The organism is Allomuricauda sp. M10 (assembly GCF_020782875.1).
Classification (GTDB): Bacteria; Bacteroidota; Bacteroidia; order Flavobacteriales; family Flavobacteriaceae; genus Flagellimonas.
Genome location: NZ_JAJGBN010000005.1, coordinates 25291 through 48644, shown reverse-complemented (window position 1 = coordinate 48644; position 23354 = coordinate 25291). Strand labels below are relative to the sequence as shown.

The 23354-nt window shown below is 40.5% G+C and carries 24 protein-coding genes; 7 read left to right on the top strand and 17 right to left on the bottom strand.

Features of this window, described 5'->3' with window-relative positions; genetic code table 11:
* The first annotated feature begins 7 nt into the window (after positions 1-7).
* Positions 8-589 carry a tRNA-(ms[2]io[6]A)-hydroxylase gene (locus LKX84_RS13250; protein ID WP_228237648.1) on the top strand — a complete coding sequence of 194 codons (582 nt, stop codon included), beginning with the start codon at positions 8-10 and terminating at the stop codon, positions 587-589.
* On the opposite strand, the gene LKX84_RS13245 is transcribed toward LKX84_RS13250, so the two are convergent.
* The 9 genes from LKX84_RS13245 to rpsA form a co-directional block, all read right to left on the bottom strand.
* Positions 586-1473, bottom strand: coding sequence for a Ppx/GppA phosphatase family protein (locus tag LKX84_RS13245; protein WP_228237647.1), 888 nt, complete (start codon positions 1471-1473; stop codon positions 586-588). The two genes, LKX84_RS13250 and LKX84_RS13245, sit on opposite strands and share 4 nt — an antisense overlap.
* A gap of 11 nt (positions 1474-1484) precedes the next feature.
* Positions 1485-3560 carry a polyphosphate kinase 1 gene (ppk1, locus tag LKX84_RS13240; protein WP_228237646.1) on the bottom strand — a complete coding sequence of 692 codons (2076 nt, stop codon included), beginning with the start codon at positions 3558-3560 and terminating at the stop codon, positions 1485-1487.
* Positions 3561-4049, bottom strand: coding sequence for a SixA phosphatase family protein (locus LKX84_RS13235; protein WP_228237645.1), 489 nt, complete (start codon positions 4047-4049; stop codon positions 3561-3563). It abuts the gene before it with no gap.
* Positions 4050-4059: 10 nt separating this feature from the next.
* A complete protein-coding gene (gene pdxH / locus LKX84_RS13230; protein WP_228237644.1) occupies positions 4060-4707 on the bottom strand; it encodes a pyridoxamine 5'-phosphate oxidase in 648 nt (215 codons plus the stop codon).
* A gap of 352 nt (positions 4708-5059) precedes the next feature.
* The gene (locus tag LKX84_RS13225) at positions 5060-5965 is read right to left on the bottom strand and encodes a ribonuclease Z (RefSeq protein ID WP_228237643.1); all 906 of its coding nucleotides are present in this window, start codon (positions 5963-5965) and stop codon (positions 5060-5062) included.
* 145 nt (positions 5966-6110) lie between these two features.
* Complete coding sequence (locus LKX84_RS13220) at positions 6111-6443, bottom strand: ribonuclease Z (protein ID WP_228237642.1); 333 nt, start codon at positions 6441-6443, stop codon at positions 6111-6113.
* A 1-nt stretch (position 6444) separates the two neighbouring features.
* Positions 6445-7371 carry an aspartate carbamoyltransferase catalytic subunit gene (locus LKX84_RS13215; RefSeq protein WP_163636295.1) on the bottom strand — a complete coding sequence of 309 codons (927 nt, stop codon included), beginning with the start codon at positions 7369-7371 and terminating at the stop codon, positions 6445-6447.
* 6 nt (positions 7372-7377) lie between these two features.
* On the bottom strand, positions 7378-7914 hold the full coding sequence (gene pyrR, locus LKX84_RS13210) for a bifunctional pyr operon transcriptional regulator/uracil phosphoribosyltransferase PyrR (protein WP_163636296.1): 537 nt from the start codon (positions 7912-7914) through the stop codon (positions 7378-7380).
* Between the two features lie 114 nt (positions 7915-8028).
* On the bottom strand, positions 8029-9861 hold the full coding sequence (rpsA, locus tag LKX84_RS13205) for a 30S ribosomal protein S1 (RefSeq protein WP_228237641.1): 1833 nt from the start codon (positions 9859-9861) through the stop codon (positions 8029-8031).
* Between the two features lie 258 nt (positions 9862-10119).
* Here rpsA and LKX84_RS13200 point away from each other — a divergent pair, with 258 nt between their 5' ends.
* Entirely contained in the window at positions 10120-10500 is a 381-nt protein-coding gene (locus tag LKX84_RS13200; protein WP_228237640.1) for a LysM peptidoglycan-binding domain-containing protein, read from the top strand.
* Between the two features lie 288 nt (positions 10501-10788).
* Positions 10789-11358 carry a hypothetical protein gene (locus LKX84_RS13195; protein ID WP_228237639.1) on the top strand — a complete coding sequence of 190 codons (570 nt, stop codon included), beginning with the start codon at positions 10789-10791 and terminating at the stop codon, positions 11356-11358.
* 138 nt (positions 11359-11496) lie between these two features.
* Here LKX84_RS13195 and cmk read toward each other — a convergent pair whose 3' ends face one another.
* Together cmk and lon are read right to left on the bottom strand one after the other, a co-directional pair.
* On the bottom strand, positions 11497-12195 hold the full coding sequence (gene cmk, locus LKX84_RS13190; protein WP_228237638.1) for a (d)CMP kinase: 699 nt from the start codon (positions 12193-12195) through the stop codon (positions 11497-11499).
* Between the two features lie 53 nt (positions 12196-12248).
* A complete protein-coding gene (lon, locus tag LKX84_RS13185; protein WP_228237637.1) occupies positions 12249-14690 on the bottom strand; it encodes an endopeptidase La in 2442 nt (813 codons plus the stop codon).
* 226 nt (positions 14691-14916) lie between these two features.
* Here lon and LKX84_RS13180 point away from each other — a divergent pair, with 226 nt between their 5' ends.
* Genes LKX84_RS13180 through LKX84_RS13165 form a run of 4 tightly spaced genes read left to right on the top strand, consistent with a single transcriptional unit; the run spans position 14917 to position 17874 of the window.
* Positions 14917-15474 carry an RNA polymerase sigma factor gene (locus tag LKX84_RS13180; protein ID WP_228237636.1) on the top strand — a complete coding sequence of 186 codons (558 nt, stop codon included), beginning with the start codon at positions 14917-14919 and terminating at the stop codon, positions 15472-15474.
* A 2-nt stretch (positions 15475-15476) separates the two neighbouring features.
* Positions 15477-16037: a hypothetical protein gene (locus LKX84_RS13175; protein ID WP_228237635.1), complete on the top strand. Its 561-nt coding sequence runs from the start codon at positions 15477-15479 to the stop codon at positions 16035-16037.
* Entirely contained in the window at positions 16018-17115 is a 1098-nt protein-coding gene (locus tag LKX84_RS13170; RefSeq protein ID WP_228237634.1) for a hypothetical protein, read from the top strand. Before LKX84_RS13175 ends, LKX84_RS13170 begins: the two co-directional genes overlap by 20 nt.
* 33 nt (positions 17116-17148) lie before the next feature.
* On the top strand, positions 17149-17874 hold the full coding sequence (locus LKX84_RS13165) for a head GIN domain-containing protein (RefSeq protein WP_228237633.1): 726 nt from the start codon (positions 17149-17151) through the stop codon (positions 17872-17874).
* 117 nt (positions 17875-17991) lie between these two features.
* On the opposite strand, the gene LKX84_RS13160 is transcribed toward LKX84_RS13165, so the two are convergent.
* From LKX84_RS13160 to LKX84_RS13135, 6 genes are all read right to left on the bottom strand, one after another.
* Positions 17992-19539 (bottom strand): serine hydrolase domain-containing protein, encoded by a 1548-nt coding sequence (locus LKX84_RS13160; RefSeq protein WP_228237632.1) that lies wholly within the window; start codon positions 19537-19539, stop codon positions 17992-17994.
* Between the two features lie 141 nt (positions 19540-19680).
* Positions 19681-20073 carry a DUF1398 domain-containing protein gene (locus LKX84_RS13155; RefSeq protein WP_228237631.1) on the bottom strand — a complete coding sequence of 131 codons (393 nt, stop codon included), beginning with the start codon at positions 20071-20073 and terminating at the stop codon, positions 19681-19683.
* A gap of 181 nt (positions 20074-20254) precedes the next feature.
* Positions 20255-20887, bottom strand: coding sequence for a hypothetical protein (locus LKX84_RS13150; protein ID WP_228237630.1), 633 nt, complete (start codon positions 20885-20887; stop codon positions 20255-20257).
* 221 nt (positions 20888-21108) lie between these two features.
* Positions 21109-21543: a hypothetical protein gene (locus LKX84_RS13145; RefSeq protein WP_228237629.1), complete on the bottom strand. Its 435-nt coding sequence runs from the start codon at positions 21541-21543 to the stop codon at positions 21109-21111.
* A gap of 198 nt (positions 21544-21741) precedes the next feature.
* Positions 21742-22413 carry a hypothetical protein gene (locus LKX84_RS13140; protein ID WP_228237628.1) on the bottom strand — a complete coding sequence of 224 codons (672 nt, stop codon included), beginning with the start codon at positions 22411-22413 and terminating at the stop codon, positions 21742-21744.
* Between the two features lie 161 nt (positions 22414-22574).
* The gene (locus LKX84_RS13135; RefSeq protein WP_228237627.1) at positions 22575-23354 is read right to left on the bottom strand and encodes an HNH endonuclease; all 780 of its coding nucleotides are present in this window, start codon (positions 23352-23354) and stop codon (positions 22575-22577) included.

Here is a 23354-nt window from a genome sequence, read left to right as displayed (position 1 = left end):
ACAATTCATGTTAGGCCTTAAGTTACCAACAGACCCAAGATGGGTGAACATAGTGGAGAAAAATATTGAGGAAATCCTCACCGATCATGCCTATTGCGAGCAAAAAGCAGCCAGTACGGCCATTTCCCTCATCATTGGTTTCCCTGAAAAATCAGAATTGGTAAAAGAAATGACTGCTTTGGCCCGCGAAGAAATGGGCCATTTTAACATGGTGCATGACAAGCTCCTAAAACGCGGGTGGGTTTTAGGCCGGGAACGTAAGGACGAATACGTTATCGAATTGATGAAATTCTTCCCCAAAGGCGGAAGTAGGGAAACCCACTTGGTCCACAAACTGCTATATGCCGCTTTGATTGAGGCCAGAAGTTGTGAACGCTTCCGATTACTGTCCGAAGAAATCCAGGACGAAGAGTTATCGGAATTCTACCGAAACCTGATGGTAAGCGAAGCCAACCATTACACCATGTTCCTCAAATTCGCCCGAAAATATGGAAATAAGGAGGAAGTGGACCAAAAATGGCAGGATCTGTTGGATTACGAAGCCAGCTTAATGAAAGACTTGGGCAAAAAGGAAACTATGCACGGTTAACCCTTCTGGTAGTACAACATTTTGATCATTCCATCTACCAATCCAATTTTGGGCACATGGATTTTCTTGGCCTTGCTCCATTTGGCCGCATTCAAGAATATTTTTATGGCCGGAATGATCACATCGGCCCTATCCTGATTCAAACCCAACACCGCTACCCTATCTTCATAAGCCATGTTGTTCAAAAATTGGTATTGCCCTTTTAGCCAGATATAAGAAAGGGGCTGGCCCAACTTTCGGCCTGACATTTTATGCAGTTTATTGATATTTCCACCCGAGCCGATGATTTCCACAGTCCCATCCAAGGGGATATTGGATTTGATCCACATTTTTACTTCATCCCAAACCGAATCATCAACCAGATTGTTCAACAATCTAACAGTGCCAATTTTAAAAGAACGGGAAACCTTAGGCACACCTTTTTCAAAAATGGTAAACTCGGTGCTACCACCGCCCACATCCACATACAGATAATGTCCATCCGTTTTGATAATGTCCTTAAGATCGGTTGAAGCAATGATCATGGCTTCTTTTTTTCCATCGATAACCTCAATGGGCATTCCAGTCTCTTTGATGACCCTTTGAACCACATCAGTGCCATTCTTGGCTTCACGCAAGGCGGAAGTGGCACAGATCATAAATTTTTCGATGCCATACACTTGCATCAAGTAATCAAAAGATTTCATGGTATTTACCAGCCGCGACTCACTTTTAGGGGAAATTTCTCCACGGATGAAGGCATCCTCGCCCAAGCGCACTGGCACCCGTACCAACTCGCTCTTCTTGAAGATGGTAGGTTTACCTTTTTGTTCTATCACGTTGTTGATGAGCAGCCTGATCGCGTTCGAACCAATATCAATGGCTGCAAATTTGCGTATGACCAAATAGTGTGGTATTAGGATTCCAATTTCCTCTGATAGTAATAATACATCTCAAATTGAGACCTTAGTTCAGCTTCACCGGCAACACGTTTTCTGTAGGCATTATCTTGTTTTGCCGAAAAAACACGCGCCTTGAGATTGTCCCTCCATGAAATATCAAAAGTATCCAAAAGCTCTTGTCGAATATCAGGATCGTAGATAGGGCATCCTACTTCAACCCTGAAATCAAGGTTACGGGTCATCCAGTCAGCAGATGAAATATAGATTTTTGGATCGCCTCCATTGCCAAAAACAAACATTCTAGGGTGTTCCAAAAACTTGTCCACAATACTGATGGCCTGAATATTTTCACTCATTCCTTCAACACCGGGAATCAAGCAACAGATACCCCGCACAATCATTTGGATCTTTACTCCTGCCCTGCTAGCCTCGTACAACTTATCCACCATTTCATAAGAGGTAAGACTGTTCATCTTTATTTTGATATAGGCTTCCTTACCATGCTTGGCATTCGCTATTTCCTTGTCTATCAACTTCATAAAAGTGGATTTGGTGTAATGCGGAGATACCACCAAATGCTTGTACTTATTGATCTTATAATTGGTTTCGAAGAACTCGAACACCTTACTCATGTCCTTCAAAATGCCTTCGTGGGCGGTGAATAAGGTATAATCTGTGTAAATCTTGGCCGTGGATTCGTTAAAATTACCTGTACTGATGAATCCATAACGTTTCAATTCCCCGGCTTCCTCACGTTCCACCATACAGATTTTACTATGGACCTTTAATCCTGGAACCCCAAAAATCAAATTCACCCCTTCCGCCTGCAGATAGTTGGCATATTCGATGTTGTTCTGCTCGTCAAACCTTGCCTGAAGCTCAATCTGCACGGTTACCTGTTTGCCATTCTTTACGGCATTGACCAGGGCGGATGCAATCTGGCTATCGCTTGCCAAACGGTAAATGGTAATCTTAATGGAACGCACCTTTGGATCCAGGGCCACTTCCCTTAAAAACTTGGTCACGTAGCTAAATGTATGGTAAGGCGCATAGATCATGTAATCTTTATGGGCGATCATGTCCAAAAGACTTCCCTTCATGCTCAAACCCTTTACTGGTAATGGGTCAATTTTTTCATACATGAGGTCATGTCTTCCCAAACTTGGGAATCCCATGTAATCCCTTCTATTATGGTATCTACCACCAGGAATGACACTGTCAGTACCCATGATATCCATTTTTTCCTTTAGGAACTGAAGGGTATCCTTATCAATTTTCTTGTCATACACAAACCGAACAGGATCACTGATCTTACGGTGCTCCACACTGGTAGAGATTTTTTCGATAAAACTCTTACTCAAATCATTATCGATATCCAACTCGGCATCCCTTGTAATCTTGATCATGTGGGCCGAAATAGATTCGAACTCGAACATGGTAAACACATTGTCCAAACAGAACCGGATCAAATCGTCCAGCATGATGATGTAATCCTTGTCACCTTCCTTTGGAAGCACGATAAAACGGTCAATGCCTTTGGGGATTTCAATTAGGGCGTATCGGTTATGTTTACCTGCCGCTGAGCCGTTCTTCATCACGATCTTCACTGCCAAATAAGCGGCGGTGTCCTTCAAAAGGGGAAATTCGTTCAGGTCGTTCAAGATGATGGTCATCAACTCCTGGTTCACTTTTTTGAAAAAGTAATCCCTGATGAATTCGGCCTGGCTTTCGGTGACTTCCCTTTCGTTGATGATGAAAATATTTTCCTGACGCAATTCCTTCTCAATGGCCTTGAAAATTTCCAAACTCCGCGCCTGTTGGGCAATCACGATCTTGGTGATTTCTTCCAAAAGGTCCTTTGCCCTTTCGCCCCCCAATACGCTCTTTCCGGTTTTACCCGCTTCCACAATGCGCTTTACGGTAGCATAGCGAACCTTGAAGAACTCATCGAGATTGTTACTGAAAATTCCTAAAAACCGTAGTCGGTCAATCAGTGGTACTTTTTTGTCGTTACTCTCTTGAAGTACACGGGCATTGAAATGTAACCAACTGATTTCCCGATTTATATATTCATTCTTTGTCTTGATCATTTATTTATTCAAGTGTTTTGGAAAGACCATTTGTTTAGTGGTTCCCTTTGAGATCCGCGACCATTCATCCACATCAAAAGTAATGTGGACCAGCCCTGCCGTGGGAACGTTTTCAATATACTGATCTCCCCAGCTATTTGCAAGCGAAGTAAAGGCATAATTGTGTCCAAAAATGGCCACTGTATTTAAATTATTGTCCAAATTGGAAACAAACTGCTGAACGCCATCCCCAGAGAAATCGTAAAGGCATTTTTCTACCCGGAATTGGGCAAGGTCCAAGCCCAGATTGCGAACAAAGATCATACTGGTATGAAGGGCACGGATAGCGGGACTGGAAAAGGCAAAATCCAACTTAGGGGCATGCATGCGGAAGGTATTGGAAACCACATTGGCATCCTTTATACCCTTTTCCTGTAGCGGTCTATCCTTGTCGGAAACGTCATAATCCCAGGTTGATTTACCATGCCGCATCAAAATAATCTGTTTCATATGGATTGATTTATGGTGCCAATCGTTCTATTTTCCAATCATAATCTTCTTGAAGGGTGTAGCGTATCCTATCATGAAGGCGGTTGGGTCTACCTTGCCAAAATTCCATGGAAATTGGGCGAACCAAATAACCTCCCCAATGTGAAGGCCTTTCCACTTCCTTACCCTCGTATGCTTTTTCCAAATCTTTCAATGCTTTTTCCAACACTTCACGAGATGCTACTACCTCACTCTGATCGGAAACTATGGCGCCTAATTGACTTCCTACAGGCCGTGATTCAAAATATCCGTCCGAAAGATTCTCTGCCACTTTCTCCGCAGTACCTTTAATGATGACCTGACGCTCCATATTGGGCCAGAAAAAGGATAGACAAACTGAAGGATTCTTGGCTATGGCCCTGCCCTTCTCACTATTGTAGTTGGTGTAAAAGATAAAACCCTCGTGGGTATACTTTTTCATCAATACGACCCTACTCTTAGGGAATCCGTCCAGACCTATGGTAGAAACCGTCATCGCATTGGCTTCGTCCACTCCATCGGATGCCTCCACTTCGTAAAACCATTTTTGGAATTGCTCCAATGGATTTTCCTTGATGGAATCCTCGGTCAACTCGCTTTTTTCGTATGATTTCCGGTAATTGCTCAGGTCTTTTTGCATGATGTGAAGTTCGTTAAAATTCGAATCTCTTCAAAGGAGGAAATGATAATTCAATTGGTTATTATTAATGGTTTTGGGTTAAGGGTTAAGGGTTCATGGTTGATGGTTGATGGTTGATGGTTGATGGTTGATGGTTGATGGTTGATGGTTGATGGTTGATGGTTGATGGTTGATGAGTGAAAGGAAAAAGGCTAGGTCATTTCGAGCGCAGTCGAGAAATCCCAAAAACCACGGATTACCATATAAACTTGAAGGACAAATTATCGTTGCTCATCAAAATTTAGATTTCTCACCGCAACGCTTATTCAAAAAGACATGTTTGGCTTTAAATTGAGAATACCAAATCGCAATCCTAGAAATCAAAGACCTTACCATCATCGGCCAACTCCACTTTTGGGAAAACGGTCAAGGCTTCTTCCCTAAAAAGTTCAATGGATTTGTATCGCGTGGAATAATGCCCCAAGATCAATTGGTCAACCTTTGCCGATTTGGCTATTTGTGCAGCTTGCTTTGCGGTGGAATGTTTGGTTCGGTCGCAAAGATGTACCTCGGTTTCCAAAAAAGTAGATTCGTGATACACTGCATCCACTCCTTTGATCAACGGAACAATCGACTCATTATAAACCGTATCGCTACAGAAAGCATAGCTTTTGGGTTTGGGTGGATCATGGGTGAGTTTTTTGTTTGGGATTAACTTGCCATTTTCATCCAAGGCATCGTGCCCCTTTTTAATATTATTGAATTGGCTCCGGTCCACTCCATAACGTTGGGCCGCCTCCACATCCAATGTTCGGGGAGATTCTTTCTCCTTGAACAAAAAACCATTGGTGTATACCCGGTGTTCCAAAGGAATGGTCTGGACGGAAACTTTACTATCTTCCATAATCAGTTCCGATTCTTTCGATTCCAACTCATGAAAAATCAAAGGATAATTGGTCCAGGAATCACCCAATTTCAGGAAAAGAGTCACCGCCTCCTTAATCCCTTTGGGACCGTATATATGGAGTTCCTTTTCCCTACCCAACAATCTAAATGTGGAGATAAGTCCTGGTAAACCAAAGAAATGATCGCCGTGTAAATGGGAAATGAAAATATGGTTGATGCGCGAAAATTTCACTTTGTACTTTCTCAATTGTACTTGAGTTCCTTCGCCGCAATCAATTAAAAATAGGTGGTTCTGAATCTCGAGCACCTGGGAGGTAGGATTGGTAAACGTTCTCGGTGTTGCCGAATAGCAGCCTAGTATGGTTAATTTCACTAATGGTAAATTAAAAATGGAAAGTTAAAAACTATCCATTGCAATTTAAGCATTCTGTTTTGAGGACTTTACCATAGAAGCCAGAAGCTTAATGATTTGAATAATTTCATTGGTCTCTTTGACCAAATGGATTCGTTTTCAATTTTCAAATACCTAGATCGCGTTCTATTTCTTCCATTTCGATAAGGTCTTTGGCTTCCTGTAAAGTGGGAACCACACTTATTTCATCTGGTATATCGTCATAGGAAACCTTATCTGTCACCAATACGAATGATTTTCCGGAGTGTTTGTGCACATTGGACAAATCCAAAAATTCCAAGATATCGTTGGCCGAAATCTTGTTGAAAGAAAAAAGGTTGATAACAATATGATCGTGTTTCAACTTGGGGTAAGCATTGTTCAGGTTTTCCATGAAGGTCGAAAGCGAAGTCTTCTCCTGAAAAACAATGGTGGTGGTTCCATCTTTGTCGAAAATCATCTTACTTAATTTTTGATGCCAATAAATAGAGTACTGCCATACGGATTGCCACTCCATTTTCCACTTGATGCAGAATTATGGATTGGTCGGAATCCGCCACATCACTTGTAATCTCCACGCCACGGTTGATAGGGCCTGGGTGCATGATCACAATCTGTTTGTCCAAGCTGTCCAACAGCTGTTTATTCACCCCGAACTGTTGGGTATATTCTCGGGTGGAGGGAAAGTAACTTATATCCATGCGCTCATTCTGAACGCGAAGCATGTTTGCCACATCACACCATTCCAATGCTTTGCGCAAATCGGTTTCCACTTCAACCCCTAAGGAAGTTATATATTTGGGAATCAAGGTTTTAGGCCCACATACTTTTACGTTGGCCCCTTGTAATTTTAAGGCAAAAATATTGGAGAGTGCTACCCTGGAATGTAGAATATCCCCAACGATCACAATGTTTTTTCCACCTACTTCTCCCAACTTTTCCCGAATGGAAAAGGAATCCAGCAAGGCCTGGGTTGGATGCTCATGTGCTCCGTCACCAGCATTTACTATGGAAGCTTTTACGTGTTTGGAAAGAAAAATACCTGCCCCTGGATTAGGGTGACGCATCACCACCATATCCACCTTCATGGATAGGATGTTGTTCACGGTATCGATCAAGGTTTCCCCTTTCTTCACCGAAGATTGGGCTGCCGAGAAGTTCACCACATCGGCGGACAACCTTTTTTCGGCCAGCTCGAAGGATAACCGTGTACGGGTACTGTTCTCAAAAAAGATGTTGGCTATGGTGATGTCCCGAAGGGTGGGGACCTTTTTAATAGATCTATTGATAACCTCCTTAAAATGGTCGGCGGTTTCAAAAATGAGCTGTATATCCTTTTTGTTCAGATATTTGATTCCCAACAAGTGGTTTACGCTCAATTCGCTCATTTTCTTCTATTTGCTAACTAAATAAACAATATCCTCCCCGTCATTTTCTTCCCACATCACCTTAACTTTCTCCTTATTGATAGCATCTACCTGCCTACCGCGGTAATTGGGCTGAATGGGCAAGTGTCTGCTAAATCTTCTATCGATCAAGGTCAACAATTCAATACTCTTGGGCCTTCCAAAGGACTGAATGGCCGTAAGTGCCGCCCGAATACTTCTTCCCGTATAAAGCACATCATCAATGAAGACCACTTTTTTATCCTCAACCAGAAAATCCATTTTGGTGGAATTGGCTTTTAGGATTTCTCCCCTTCCAAAATCATCCCTAAAAAATGTAATGTCCAGAAAACCAAGGGCAATATCCTTCACCTTGTACTCTGTTTTCAGGATCTTGGCCAATCTTTCGGCCAAAAAAACGCCGCGAGGCTGAATGCCCACCAGTGCGGTATCCTTAAAATCGAGATGGTTTTCCAAGAGCTGACAGGCCAGCCGGTGCAGTATGATGTTGATCTCTTTGGAAGTAAGCAGTACTTTTTGACTCATAGGAATTGCAACCGACTCAGTTGTATGCAAAAGTAAACAATTCTTTAAAATGTTGAAGGCATAAAAAAAGCCCCGACTGTTTCCAGCGGGGCTTTCTTTATATAAGAAATGTGATTATTTCTTTTTGGCAGCTGCCTCCATTTTGTCTTTCAACGCCTGTAATTGGGCATTGGCATCACCTAATGTTGGTGCAGCTTCATCAGAAGTGGTAGCCCTGCCTTTGGCAGCTTTCACGTTCTTCTCTTCTTGCTCCCTAAAGATAGCGGTGTGGCTTGCCACAACACGTTTGAAATCTTTATTGAACTCGATGATCTTGAACTCGGCTGTTTCACCTTTTACAAGTTTCTTACCGTCTTCTTTTTCCATGTGTCTTGATGGAACGAATCCAACGATATCCTCGTTAAAGTTGATGGTAGCACCTTTGTCAACCACCTCAGCGATAGAAGCGGTATGAACGGTACCTTCACCAAAATCCTCGGAATATTTATCCCATGGGTTGGCTGTGGTCTGTTTGTGACCCAAGCTCAACTTACGTCCTTCAACGTCCAATTCCAATACTTCAACCTCCAAAGTATCGCCTACGGCAACAAACTCGGATGGGTGCTTGATTTTCTTGGTCCAAGAAAGGTCAGAAATGTAGATCAAACCGTCGATTCCTTCTTCCAACTCTACGAATACGCCGAAGTTGGTGAAATTCCTTACGATTCCTTTGTGCTTGGAACCTACAGGGTACTTGGACGTGATGTCGGTCCATGGATCTGGAGTCAATTGCTTAATGCCCAAAGACATTTTGCGGTCTTCCCTATCCAAAGTCAAAACAACAGCCTCAACCTCGTCACCTACGTTCACGAAATCCTGAGCAGATCTCAAGTGGGTAGACCAGGACATTTCAGAAACGTGGATCAAACCTTCAACACCATCAGCTACTTCGATAAAGGCACCGTAATCAGCAATAACCACTACTTTACCTTTAACTTTGTCTCCTACTTTGATCTCATCCCCAAGAGCATCCCATGGGTGTTTCTCCAACTGCTTAAGACCCAATTGGATCCTAGATTTGTTATCATCGAAATCAAGGATTACCACGTTCAATTTCTGGTCAAGTTCAACAACCTCGTTGGGGTGGTTGATACGGCTCCAAGAAAGGTCGGTAATGTGGATCAAACCATCCACACCTCCAAGGTCGATAAAGACTCCATAAGAAGTGATGTTTTTCACAACACCTTCCAATACTTGGCCTTTCTCCAACTGACCGATGATCTCTTTTTTCTGTTCTTCGATATCCGCTTCGATCAAAGCTTTGTGAGATACCACTACGTTCTTGAACTCGTGGTTGATCTTCACTACTTTGAACTCCATGGTCTTACCTACGTACTGATCGTAATCGCGGATAGGTTTCACGTCGATTTGGGAACCTGGCAAGAACGCCTCAATTCCGAATACATCTACGATCATACCACCTTTGGTACGACACTTAACATAACCTTGTACAATCTCTTCTTTGTCATGGGCATTGTTCACACGATCCCAGGCCTTGATGGTTCTGGCTTTTCTGTGTGATAACACCAATTGACCGGTCTTATCTTCGCGAATGTCAATAAGTACCTCTACTTTGTCACCTACCTTAAGGTTAGGGTTGTAACGGAACTCGTTCAAGGAGATAACCCCTTCAGACTTTGCGTTGATGTCGATGATGGCCTCACGGTCGGTCATGTGAACCACTGTTCCTTCCACTACTTCCTCATCGGCAGTGTCCACAAAATTTTCCTCAACAAGATTCTCGAATTCCTTAAGCTTGCTATCGTCTACACGCTCAATTCCTTCTTCGTACCTGTCCCAGTCAAAATTTTCAAGAAATTCTTTTGGATCTTGCTGGGCCTGAGTTGCCTCTTTTACTTGTGCTGTGGCAGTTTCAGTTGCCTCAACGGTTGCTTTTTCTTCAGCCATTTGCTGATTTAAATTTGTATTCCACGTTTTACAAGAGTTGAACAATTACCGCGGAAGTGGTTTTTACATTGATTTCAAATTCCTTTTTCCTCTTGCTGCTTTGTTAAAAAGGAGTGCAAAAATACAATTAAATTCTTGATTCACAAAGCATATGCACAAAAGGTTGACCCAAAAAAACTATAACCATTATTTAACTGGAAAATTTGCGGTTTATGGCTATCTTGAAGGTTCTAATTGTTAACTGTAAAAATTACCATTATGAGCGTAAAAGCAAAGTATCAACCCGTGTTGGATCTAGGTCTAAAGTTGAACGTTAAGGACGGCGATGTTTCGGAAGAAAACGGCGTTCTGAAGATAAAGGGAAAAACCTCTACCCCATACGAAAAAGACCTGTTATGGGACAAGATCAAGGAAATTGGAGGTGAGCATCCCAGCGATATCAAAGCCAATATTACGGTAGAGGATGATTCCATTTATGCCAGACATACCGTAAAAAGCGGAGAATCATTGAGCAAGATCGCCAAGCATTATTATGGCGATGCCATGAAGTACAAACAGATTTTTGAGGCCAATACCAACATTTTGAAGAACCCAGATTTGATCCACCCCGATCAGGTGTTGGTGATTCCGAATTTGTAGAAACAAAGGCATCAAGAGGCTATCTGAAAAAGTATTGAAATACGTCATTCTGAATTCATTTCAGAATCCCATCCTATTGACAAACAAATCATTATGCGAACCTGAAACAAGTTCAGGTTGACGGAAATCATCTTTTTGGATAGCCTCTTTGATTTAGATTCCTAACCGTCACTTCCACATTTATCAAGAAATTCTGCTACCTTCACTCCTGACTGCCAAAGGGTAGATATCGGGCGATATAAATCATTAAAAACGATTCGTATCTAATAATGTTAGCAAACATTTGAAATGACGCACTCTGAATTTAACGAAATCTACTATAAACAAGCTGATGAGGTTTTACGAAATCACGGATTTTGGAGACAGAATAGTCACTATGTAAAACAAAATGACACTGAGTTTTTTATTATATACAAAAACACAAAAAGGACTTTGTTTTTCGGATTTACCTTTGTTTACTGCCACACATTTATGAAAAACCTTGATGGAGAATATCCCGACAAAATTATGTTACCTCAAGTTTCACCGTTTGTGTTTAATCCTTCGGACTTAAAAAAATTGATGCGAGATGGGTTAAATAATTACCGATATGATTACGAGAAAATAAATGAGTATGTCGGAAATGGGAATTTACCAATAGATTTAGAAAATATGTCCGAAAAAGATGCTTCTGACTTTATTGACAATATTTTAAAATTAGCAATAAATCAGGGGTTGGAATTTTTAAAAGAATTGAAACCCGAATTCACACTATATCAATTAAAAGAATTTGGAAAAGACCTATGGATAGAGCAGAATTGGATTTCGGACATTGAAAAATATATATCTGAAAAAAAAACGTTTGCTAACAACGTGTAAAAATAATTGCCTGGTTCTAGCCTACTCGGAAAATCCTGTGGATTTTCCTCTGGTTTGTTCCATTTTAGTAAGTTAGTTGCTTGCACACTCAACTATCCTCACACTAACCGATAAGTACAATCTAAAATTCTATGCAATTTACCCCTTCTTCGCAATCACGCGTTGGGCAAAGTCGTGTACGCGTTCAAACTGTTCTTCCAATCCCATATCGCTATTGTCAAATTCAATGGCGTCCTTGGCTTTTTTAAGTGGTGAAATGCTTCGGGTGGAATCGATCAGATCTCTTTCCTGTACATTTTTAAGGACTTCGGCATAGCTTACCTCTTCCCCATTTTCCAGCAACTCCTTGTACCTACGGGCGGCTCGGGTTTCCGGCGAGGCCGTCATGAACAATTTGAGTTCCGCATCAGGGAACACTACGGTACCGATATCCCTTCCATCCATCACAATACCTTTGTCCTTGCCCATTTGCTGCTGCATGTTCACCAACTTTTCCCGGACTTCCTTTATGGCAGAAACCTTGCTCACTTTCCCGGAAACCCTCATGGAGCGGATTTCTTCCTCCACATTTTGCCCGTTCATGTGCATGTCGGCACGACCTGTTTCGGGATTGGGAACAAATTTTAGGACAATATCAGGCAAAGCCTCCACCAATTTGGGTGCATTGATCTCGCCCTTTTCATTGATCAAATCGTGGTTTAATGCATAAAGCGTCACTGCCCTGTACATGGCCCCAGTGTCCACATAAATATAGTTCAGCGATTTGGCCAACCGTTTGGCGATGGTGCTTTTTCCCGTTGATGAATATCCGTCAATTGCTATTGTAATTTTTCCCATGGGCTAAAAATAGGCAGAAATGTCATGATAATTTTATGACACCCATCATCCAATTACAGTGTTTTGGCATTTTTCACCTTCTGGTTGGTCACGGCTATATCAATTACCTCACTCATATCGGTCACATAATGGAAGGTCAACCCTTTCAGGTAATCTGCCTTGATTTCCTCGATGTCCTTTTTGTTTTCCTCACACAGAATGATCTCTTTTATCCTTGCCCTTTTCGCGGCCAAGATTTTTTCCTTGATACCACCCACTGGCAAAACCTTACCCCTAAGGGTGATCTCTCCTGTCATGGCCAAGCTCTTTTTCACCTTGCGTTGAGTAAATAGGGACACCAAAGACGTTAGCATGGTGATACCTGCACTTGGGCCATCTTTTGGAGTGGCTCCTTCGGGCACGTGGATGTGTACATTGTATTTATCGAACACATCGGGGTTTATGCCAAATGACTCTGCATTGGATTTGATGTACTCCATGGCAATGGTGGCAGATTCCTTCATCACCTGGCCCAAATTACCGGTAATGTTAAGTTGGCCCTTTCCTTTGGAAAGTATGGACTCGATAAAAAGGATATCTCCCCCCACACTGGTCCACGCCAAACCGGTGACCACACCGGCCACATCATTGTTCTCGTACTTGTCGCGTTCCAAACGGGCCGGACCCAATATTTTCTCCACATCCTCATTGGAGATCTTAATATTGTACTCTTCCTCTATGGCGATGGATTTTGCAGCATACCGCACCATTTTGGCCAATTGTTTTTCCAAGTTCCGAACGCCGGACTCCCTAGTGTAGCCTTCCACAATCTTTTCCAATTGGGCCTTGCCGATTTTTAAATCGTTGGCAGATAAGCCGTGTTCTTTTAATTGTTTGGGCAACAAATGACGTTTGGCGATTTCTACCTTTTCTTCGATGGTATAACCGGTCACGTTGATGATCTCCATACGATCCAACAATGCAGGCTGAATGGTAGACAAGCTATTGGCCGTGGCAATGAACATGACTTTGGAAAGGTCATAGCCCATTTCCAAGAAGTTGTCATGGAATTCGTTGTTCTGTTCGGGATCCAATACCTCCAGCATAGCTGATGAAGGGTCTCCTTGATGGCTGTTAGACAGCTTATCGATTTCATCCAAAATAAAAACTGGATTGGACGTACCGGCCTTTTTCAAGCTTTGGATCACCCTACCGGGCATGGCACCGATATAGGTTTTGCGGTGTCCGCGGATTTCGGCCTCGTCGCGCAATCCACCCAAGGACATGCGCACATATTCCCTACCCAAAGCTTCCGCTACGGATTTACCCAACGAGGTTTTACCCACCCCGGGAGGTCCGTACAGACAAAGAATGGGCGATTTCATATCGTTCCTCAATTTAAGGACGGCCAAGTATTCAATGATTCTTCGTTTTACATCTTCCAAACCATAATGGTCGCGATCCAAAATCTGTTGCGCCCTTTTTAGGTCGAATTTATCCTTGGAATAATTGTCCCAAGGCAGATCTAAGATCAGGTCCAAATAATTACGTTGGATGGAGTATTCGGCAACTTGGGGGTTCATGCGCTGCATTTTACCCAGTTCCTTCTCAAAATGCTCCTGCACCTTCTTGCTCCATTTTTTGCCTTTGGCCTTTTCGCGCATTTCGTCCACCTCTTCTTCATAAGAGATGCCACCCAACTCTTCTTGGATGGTCTTCATCTGTTGGTGAAGGAAATACTCCCGTTGCTGTTGGTCCATATCACTACGGACCTTGCTCTGGATATCGTTGCGTAATTCCAGTTTTTGGAGTTCCATGTTCATGTACTTCAGGGTGGCCAATGCCCTTTCCTGAAGGTTCGGAATCTCCAACAATTGCTGTTTCTCCGCTACCGAAAGGTTCAGATTGGAGGACACGAAATTGATCAAGAACGAATTGCTCTGAATGTTCTTGATGGCAAAAGTGGCCTCACTTGGAATGTTCGGGTTGTCCTTAATGATCTTAAAGGCCAGATCCTTGATGGAATCGATGATGGCCTCGAACTCCTTACTGCCTTTGGTCGGTCTTTCCTCATTGGCCTCCTTGATCTTGGCGGTCAAATAGGGTTTTTCCGAAACGATGCTCTCAATCTGGAACCTTTTTTTACCTTGAATGATGACCGTGGTATTGCCATCCGGCATTTGCAACACCCTTAGGATACGGGCCACCGTTCCCAAGGTATTGATATCCTCTACCCCTGGGTTTTCGGTAAGTTCATCCTTTTGGGAAACCACACCGATAGTCTTGCTGCCATTGTTGGCATCCTTGATCAAGTTGATGGATTTGTCCCTTCCTGCGGTAATGGGAATCACCACACCAGGAAACAAAACGGTATTGCGTAGGGGCAGCACGGGCAAGGTGTCCGGCAACGCCTCATTGTTCATCTGTTCCTCGTCTTCAGGGGTAAGCAACGGAATCAATTCCGCATCTTCGTCCAATCCCTGAAAGTCAATATTGTCAAATTTTGATATTTTCATCTCTCCTGTATCTTCTTTTCGGTCATTTTGTCATAATCGACAAAAAAACATCAAATTAAATCTAATTAAAAACCCATTCAACACCCTCATTATCAACAACAATTATGGATTTTAGGCTTTTAACCCCCTCTTAAAAGGCAATTCCTGTGCCATTAAAAAGTAAATTTTTAGAAAAAAGTGTAACAATTGGTAAATTCCACAATCTATTAGACAAACCATTCATTTTTTGAGCCACATAAATGAACATATTGATGCACTGCTCGAGTTGTGCAAACAGGGAAAACCCAGCGCGCAATTAGAGATTTACAATCGCTATTACAAGGCTATGTACAACACTGCCTTTAGGATTGTAAAAGATCCAGCAGAGGCCGAGGATGTGATGCAGGAATCGTTCCTGAGCGCATTCACCAAACTGGATACCTTCAAGGGGGACGTCACCTTCGGGGCTTGGTTAAAGCGGATCGTGATCAATAACAGTATCTATCATTACAAAAAGCAGCAGAAAAATTGGACTGTGGATTTGGATGATGTAATGTACAAGGTCGAAGATAATGATGGAGTTGCTTCGGATCAAAATGGTTATACAGAACTGAAGGCTCAAAAAGTAATGGAAACCATGAAAAGTTTGAAAGACAATTACAGAGTTTCTTTGACCTTACATTTAATTGAAGGGTACGATTACGAAGAAATAAGTGAAATAATGAACATTAGCTATGCTAATTGTAGAACCACCATTTCGAGGGCCAAAGAAAGCCTTAGAAATAAATTGACCTTAAATGTTTAGTTATGAAGAAGGATAGTATAGACAATTTGTTTGAAAGGTTACAGGGAGCGTTTGACATGGAAGAACCACAATTGGGACACCAACAACGGTTCTTGGAAAAATTGAACCAGGCCAACGGCACTGTATCCCTAAACAAAAAGAGACCTACCTGGTGGAAACCACTTTCCATAGCGGCATCCATAGCCTTGGTGGCCATTTTGGGGTACCAAGCCTTCGGACCAACGCCTTCTTTGAAGGAACAAGTGGTGGAAATTGCCCCCGAGGTGTCCAAGACCGAGTTCTATTTTGCCAACGTGATCGAGCAACAAGTACAACAACTAAAGGACGAAAAATCGCCAGAGACCGCCCAACTGGTAGACGACACTTTGGCACAATTGCAAAGATTACAGAAAGATTACACGGCGCTTGAGCACGATTTGGTCAACGGTGGGGATAGCAAAATCATCCTGAATGCCATGATCATCAATTTCCAGACCCGAATCGATTTATTGAAAGAAGTTTTGAGCCAAATAGAAAACATCAAGAATTTAAAATCACAAAAAGATGAAAGCTTTATTATTTAAGAATATCCTTTTCGCTTTGGCTTTGATTCCCATTGCCATCAATGCAAGTGTAGACCGTGATAACATGGACGGTAAGTATACCAAGGAGAAGACCATTAAAAAGGAATTCAACGTAAACTCCGACGCCCTTTTTAAAGTGAGCAACAGTTATGGTAACCTCAACATTACTTCCTGGAACGAAAACCGGGTAGAGATCGAGGTGCACATCAAGACCAATGGCAACAATGAGGAACGTGTTGTGGAACGTTTGAACGAAATCGATGTGGAATTTGAGAACAGTTCCAGCATGGTATCCGCCAGAACCCTTTTTGGGGATCGCAACAATGGCTGGGGATGGAACTGGGGTAAACGCAACAGTGTGAGCGTACAGGTAAACTACACCATTAAACTGCCCGTGAAGAACAGCGTAAACCTCAACAACGATTACGGCAGCATTTTCTTGGACCGAATAGATGGACACGCCAAGATCAGCTGTGACTATGGCAAAATGGAAATTGGCGAACTACGTGGCCGTAACAACGAACTCCGTTTCGATTACACCTCCCGGTCTACTTTTGATTATATCAACAGTGCCGAGATAGTGGCCGATTACTCTGGGTTTACCATTGAAAAAGCAGGCGACCTGACCATAAAGGCCGATTATACCAACGCTGTCATAGGGGAAATGGGCAATCTCTCCTACTCCAGCGACTACGGTTCCATGGAGGCCAAAGAAGTGAAAAATGTACAGGGCAATGGCGACTATATCGGAATTAAACTGGGTAAGGTTCATGGCGATGTATCGGTGAACAGCGATTACGGTTCCATCAAGATCGACCAATTGGCCCCAGATGCTGGGAACGTTGAAATACGTACCGATTATACCGGTATCAAGATTGGGTACCACCCCGATTACCACTTTGACTTTGAAATCACTACGGAATATGCAGGCGTAAGCGGCAAGGAGGATTTTGAGATCAACATCAGCAGGGAAAAATCAAACGAAAAATATTACAAAGGCTTCTACGGTAAGGCAAACTCAGGCAAACGAGTCAGCATTACCAGCGATTACGGAGGCATCACATTTTTTCAAAATTAATATCAAATCAAAAAACAATTAAAACACAAGATCATGAAAAAAATCATCACACTGGCACTTGCATTGAGCGCGGTTACGGTTTCACAGGCACAATGGTGGAAAAAGGTTAATGGGGACGGAAATTATGTTACCATTGAACGTTCCGTTGGGGAATATGACGGGGTTTCCTTGGCAGGTTGGTTCGATGTGGACCTAGTAGCCGGTAAGGAAGGTGAAATCACCTTGGATGGCGAGGCTAACCTTTTGGAGCATATCGTAACCGAAGTAAAGAACGGTAAACTCGTGATCAAGACCGAGAACAATGTGAACCTAAGGCCTTCTTCTTGGAATAGGGGCATTAAGATCACCGTTCCTGTAGAATCCATCAGTTCCGTTAGTCTTTCAGGTTCTGGCGACATTGTGGGCAAGACCACTATTAAATCCAACGATTTCAGTACCAGTATTGCTGGTTCCGGGGACATCAGCCTAACCGTTGAAGCCACGAATGTAGAAGCGTCACTAGCTGGTTCTGGCGATATCAACTTGGCTGGAAAAGCCAATGAATTGGAAGTTTCCGTGTCCGGTTCAGGGGATATTAAGGCGTATGAATTGGAAGCCGAATATGTAAAGGCCAACGTTTCCGGTTCTGCGGACATTAGGGTTACGGCCAACCAAGCCATCGATGCCAGGGTATCCGGTTCTGGTGACATCCATTATCGTGGCAACCCTAAAAAAATCAACACCAAATCATCAGGTTCAGGAGATATTTCCAAAGGCTGATCAGGAGTTTAATCATCACCTCCCGATAGCCATCGGGACAAAAAACGTGAAAATGCCCCTAATTGAGGGGCATTTTTTATGTGGATAACATGCACTATTGAATGTATTGACCAGCAATTAATTATTGTCATTGTTAAGGATAGTATTTTTTTCAATAGCATTAATTTTCTTCTTTATTTCAAAAAAAGCAGAATCAATGTCTTGAACTTTTTTGAAATTTATCAAGGCATTTACCGTATCTCCCTTTGACAGTAATGCATCTGCGTAACTATCATAAACATTGGCAGATTTTGGATATTCCTCCATATTCAATTTAAATATACCGATGGCCTCATCTACCTTTTTATCTTCAAGCAATTCATATCCTAGAAAATTAAGTTCATATTCATTAAAAACATAGTTATCCGGTTGCTCTGATTTTAGTTTTTTATAGTATAGTATAGAGGCTTTAATTCCTTCATTCTGAACTTTTTTCCCTATTACGTCAGCAATAAATATTCTTGGGAATTTAGGTGGTTTGTTGTGTAGAATATCGATTAAACCATCATCTATATTGAAATACCTCGTATTGTTATTGGTTAATGTTATTATACAGTTATTTTCTTCTATTTCACGATAAATATTGGTTAAGAAACCTGCCCAACCACCCATGTGTTTGACTACTTTCTTATTGTTTGGTGATTTATCAATGAACCAACCAAAGCCATAATCCGTTAAATTTCCATTATTCAGTTTCCCTGGTGAAAATGCCTCCTCCAAAGTTTGTTTTGAAACAAGAACATCATTATATAATATTCTGTCCCATTTCATAAGGTCTTCCAAAGTAGAATATATTCCACCTTCTCCAAAGGCACCATTTAGGTAATGAGAATCCGTAGTAAACCTGTCGATACCGTTAAATTTGGTCCCAAAGCCAAAAACCCGATTTGGCATTTTATCATCAAAACCTGGGATATATTTATAAACCAAAGTGCTAGTCATCTCAGCAGGTATAAAAATATGTTCTTGCAGATATTCATTAAATAACATACCAGAAATTCTTGAAATAATAGTAGCAAGTAAATTGTAACCAGTATTGCTATACTCCCATCTTTCCCCAGGTGTAAAATGGACAGTGGGTTTGTATTCACACAACATCATTATAACATCTTCATTGCCAGATATAAATTTTTCCGGATCATCATATGCCAACTCTACTTTCCAATGTTCGTTCATGATCCTTGAATAATCCGGCAAGCCAGAGGTATGATTCAGCAGATGTCTTACTGTTATTCCTTTGTAGGGAAGCTCTGGTATAAAATCCCGTATGTCCTGATCATACGTTAACTTACCTTCCTCTTTCAACATCATAATCCCCATAGCCGTAAATTGCTTGCTGACGGAGCCTAACCTAAAAACAGAATTCAGTTTCAATGAATCAATAGGTTCAAAATTTCCTATTCCGAATGTTCCCCGATATGCGATTTCGCCATTTTCTATGATTAGCGCATTTCCATTAAATTGTCCCCTATCATGTAATTCAGATAAATATGAATTGAATATTTCAGCTTTAGTTTGCGTGCTTGTTTCTGATTTGTTTTGAATTTGACTGCAGGCTATAAAAAAGGAAATTATTAGAATTATAATAGCCATAAATTTTAGGACATTGACTTTGCATATTTTCATAAGTAATTCTTTTGTTGCTAGGATTCCTTTTATTTTGCCTAACTGTCTCGTATAACCGTCAGTTACGGGTTTTAAGTTACTGAACTTCAAATAGCACTATACCGCTATTGCTTGTACACTATGTTGGCTGTTCGCTGTATTCTATATGGTCGGTACAATTTCTACTAAAATTTCATTTCCTGCTTTATCATAGTACGTGCAAGTCATTTTCTCTAAATCAACATTCCATTTTTCGATTCCTGTTTCTGCACAATGATTACAGAATGTGAAATAATCGGTTTTTCCCTTCTGGTGGATTTTTAAATATTCTCCAAATTTGTCTTTATCAGAAATGTCTGCAATTATTAAATTCTCGTATTTTGGTTTAGAGCTGGTTTGAAATCCATTTTCTCCAAAATATTCAGTGTGACTGTCAACAACCCAAGTTTCAAAAGATAAGACTCCTATTCTCTTGATTTCTTGAATATAATTTGGGAAATCAGCTCCTGATTTAACTTTCCCGTGAGCAGATTCGATTTGTTCTACTGTAAACATTATGTCAAACTTTATTTTGTCTATTTATTTATCGATTTGTTCTTTTTTTAATTACCGCCAACGGTTCTCAGTTATACACGGACTGAGATTTTTACTTCTGAACTTCCTGCGAAGGACTGAGTTTAAATGTAACACTTTTTGTCAATCGAAGCCCTAAAAGCCTGCATGTGCATGAGTGATGTTAGCGGGTCGTTTTTGACACTTGGTCAGTTTTGTTTTGATGAAAATCTTCAGCCTTCGTAAAATATTCGATAGTCAAAACCAACAACATAAAACATAGAAAAGTGACTTTCTGCATTACAGCCAACAATCCCCAGTTCCCAGCACCATACAAATACAAAGTGGAATAAAAAATGAGTAGACTCACTATGCAAAACAACTTTAACCAGTGAATCTTTGTTTTTAAGATAAAGATGGTAATGTAAAACAATCCAATCATGGTCAGTGTACTTGAAACCGTTACCATAATGTCATGCAAGGGAGTGGCAATAAGAAAGGTGAAAAGCATATTAATAACACCAATGGATATTAAAACCAACTTTGTATGCTTATGGGGTATTTTACGAGAGGTATGAATAAAGAAAAGTCCATATCCAATTGAATTGAAGACCATGCCGATAAGCGCCCAAATCCTTGCAGGGTTCTCAGAACCATTGAGTGCATTAGGTAAAAATAAGTTGCTGAAAAAATTCTTTGACCAGTCAAAGCCGACAGCATTTTTATCAAGGATTGAACCGCCCGGATAATACAGGGTGGCAATAACAAGAAAAAGCACGGAGATGATCACACATATCAAAACGGAATACTTTTGCATTTGCTATAAGAACTTAATAATTACATGTATTAATTGTTTTTGAAACCATCGTTGGCAATGCCCGCTAACGGTATCGGTTATGAGTAGTTACGTGGATTAGCATTTAACTTTGCATGTATGCACCAAATTGAAAATTCCGTTGGAATCTTCAATTTGGGAGAGGACAAGCAATTACTTATAGCCATTGTTGTGCAACGTTTTTCTTGGTTATTATTAGGTGTTTATTTTAAGTTTTTGTTTCGTATAGGGTAATAAAAAAATCCATTTTTAGTAAATTCAGATTTTACAGTTTCTTTATTTTCAAGAATTTTCAGCCACCTATTTACATTGTTTTGGAAAAATGCGTTAATTTTTTCAGTCCTAATATTGTCAGAAATATTATTTTCAAGGTCAAAAATCTCTGGATTTTCTGAATCAAGGCTTAACAGAATATCGGAAATATCGTGTTTTATAAATTCAGATTTGTCAAAACTATTTTCAAGAGGTTTTAATACAGTTTTTACTCTCAAATAGTATTTCGTAGAATATCCTGATTTTCGCAAAATCAAGAAAGTAATAGAGTCTTTACTATCTTTGAAATATGAAGTTTTGAACTTTTCAAGATTCAGTTTAATACAATTTTCATTGACCAAATTTTTAAAGCATTTTACTTCCATTTGTTTCTGCGTGAGTTTTGATAAAATTGCATACAACGGTCTCGTATAACCGTCAGTTACGGGTTAATAAGCGTTAATTTTCGGTTTGATACTGACGTTAGCAATTCCGAGTGGATTCTAGAGCCTGCCCTGAGCGTAGTCGAAGGATAGTCGAATCCGCCGTAATTGCGGTTATACATTGTTGTATGCAGTCTTTTTTCAATCATAATTTTTCATAAATTCCGCCATACTTAATTTGTAGCCATTCAAGAGTTTGAATAACTCCTTTCCGACAATGAACATATTGAAAGCATAATCAACTTTTTTGTGGATTGAAAACTCTGAAGTTTCCGCTAATCGTATGCGCATTATAAAATCATCATTATTTTCTATCTTATCAGTATTTATTTTGATATGTTCTTTTGAAAAATGAATTAGTCCACTTGAATTTTCATAAAGAAGCCTAAATCCAGGATAAAGAACATCAAGTTTTTTAGAAAGATAAATATCGGTCATTTTATTTCCGTCTGCGTCTTTTATGTTTCTTATGTGTTCTCCATTTATTACTCTGTTATAAAAGTCAAGTCGGTCGGCAACTAAACCTAATGCATATAATCTCATACAATTGTCGGCCTGTAATCTTATTAGATTAATCGCGGTAATCCAATTATTTGTATCGCAAAGATTTTTAAATCCTCTGTTCAGTTCGATTGCTCTGTGAACTATTGAAAATGTAAAATGACTTGGCTTGGATAATAATTTTCTGTCAGTTTCATTTTTGAAAATCTCCAATCCAACATCATTTAGTTTTGTGTTCAATTCATCGAACTTTTCGAAGATATCATTTAGGTCTTCAATTCCGACATTTTCATTGATTGGTTGTAATTCCATTATGATTTTCAGATTGCACAGAACGGTTTCGGGATTTGCATTTGGGCGGATTTCGAAGCACAAAGCTTCAAATTACAACTAAAGTTCATTAGAAGCACAAAACTTCAAGCTTGCACTTCAGCCCGCCTGACACAAAACCCGTGTTATAGCCAGTGCTTTTATTAATTTTCAATAAAGTCGTCATACGTGTAGGTAAACGGAATATTCGCTTGTCTAAAGTTTTCGATTGTCTGCATTTTCAATAGAATAAAATCTTCTGTTTCAAAGAACTCTTTCAAGTTTTGAATAGCTTGTTCTAATTTGTTAGACATAACCATAGTGTCATTTGAGTTTGGATTAATACCAAATTCGATGTCGTATATTTCCTTGTAAAGGTTTATGTCCTTTAGATAAATAGTCTCTAATTGCTTAAAAATAATTTTTCTTCTTTCTGGACATTTTTTTCCATTGATGTAGGTCTGTTCTTCTGTTAATTTAAATTTTGCTTTAATGTCGTTTGAGGCTTTTGAATAGACTAAATAACGACCATCTGAAGAATGAAAATAAATCTCAGCCGTTTCATTTGCATCGCAAGGATTTATTAATGGATAATGATTTCTTTTCCTATTGTTACAAGAATGGCAAGCCCAAACATAATTGTCCCATGCATAAATTGAGGTTGCTGTTGTGTCTAATTCTTTTGGAAAGAAATGGTCAACTTCTCCGTCATTGTTTTTGTCGGAATAGTTGCCACAATAAGCACAATTATTTTTAAATAGCTCTGTTAGTGGGTTCCTAACAGAATCTCTTGTCCATTTACTTGCCGGTTTATTAATTGGTGGAGGCAATTTTGTATTTAGCCACGTTTTATAGGCTAACCATTTCTGCTGTTCTTCTAAATGCAGTTGATTAAGTTCAACGGTGGGTGCATTAGCAAATGTGTTTCTACCTATGAAATGCAT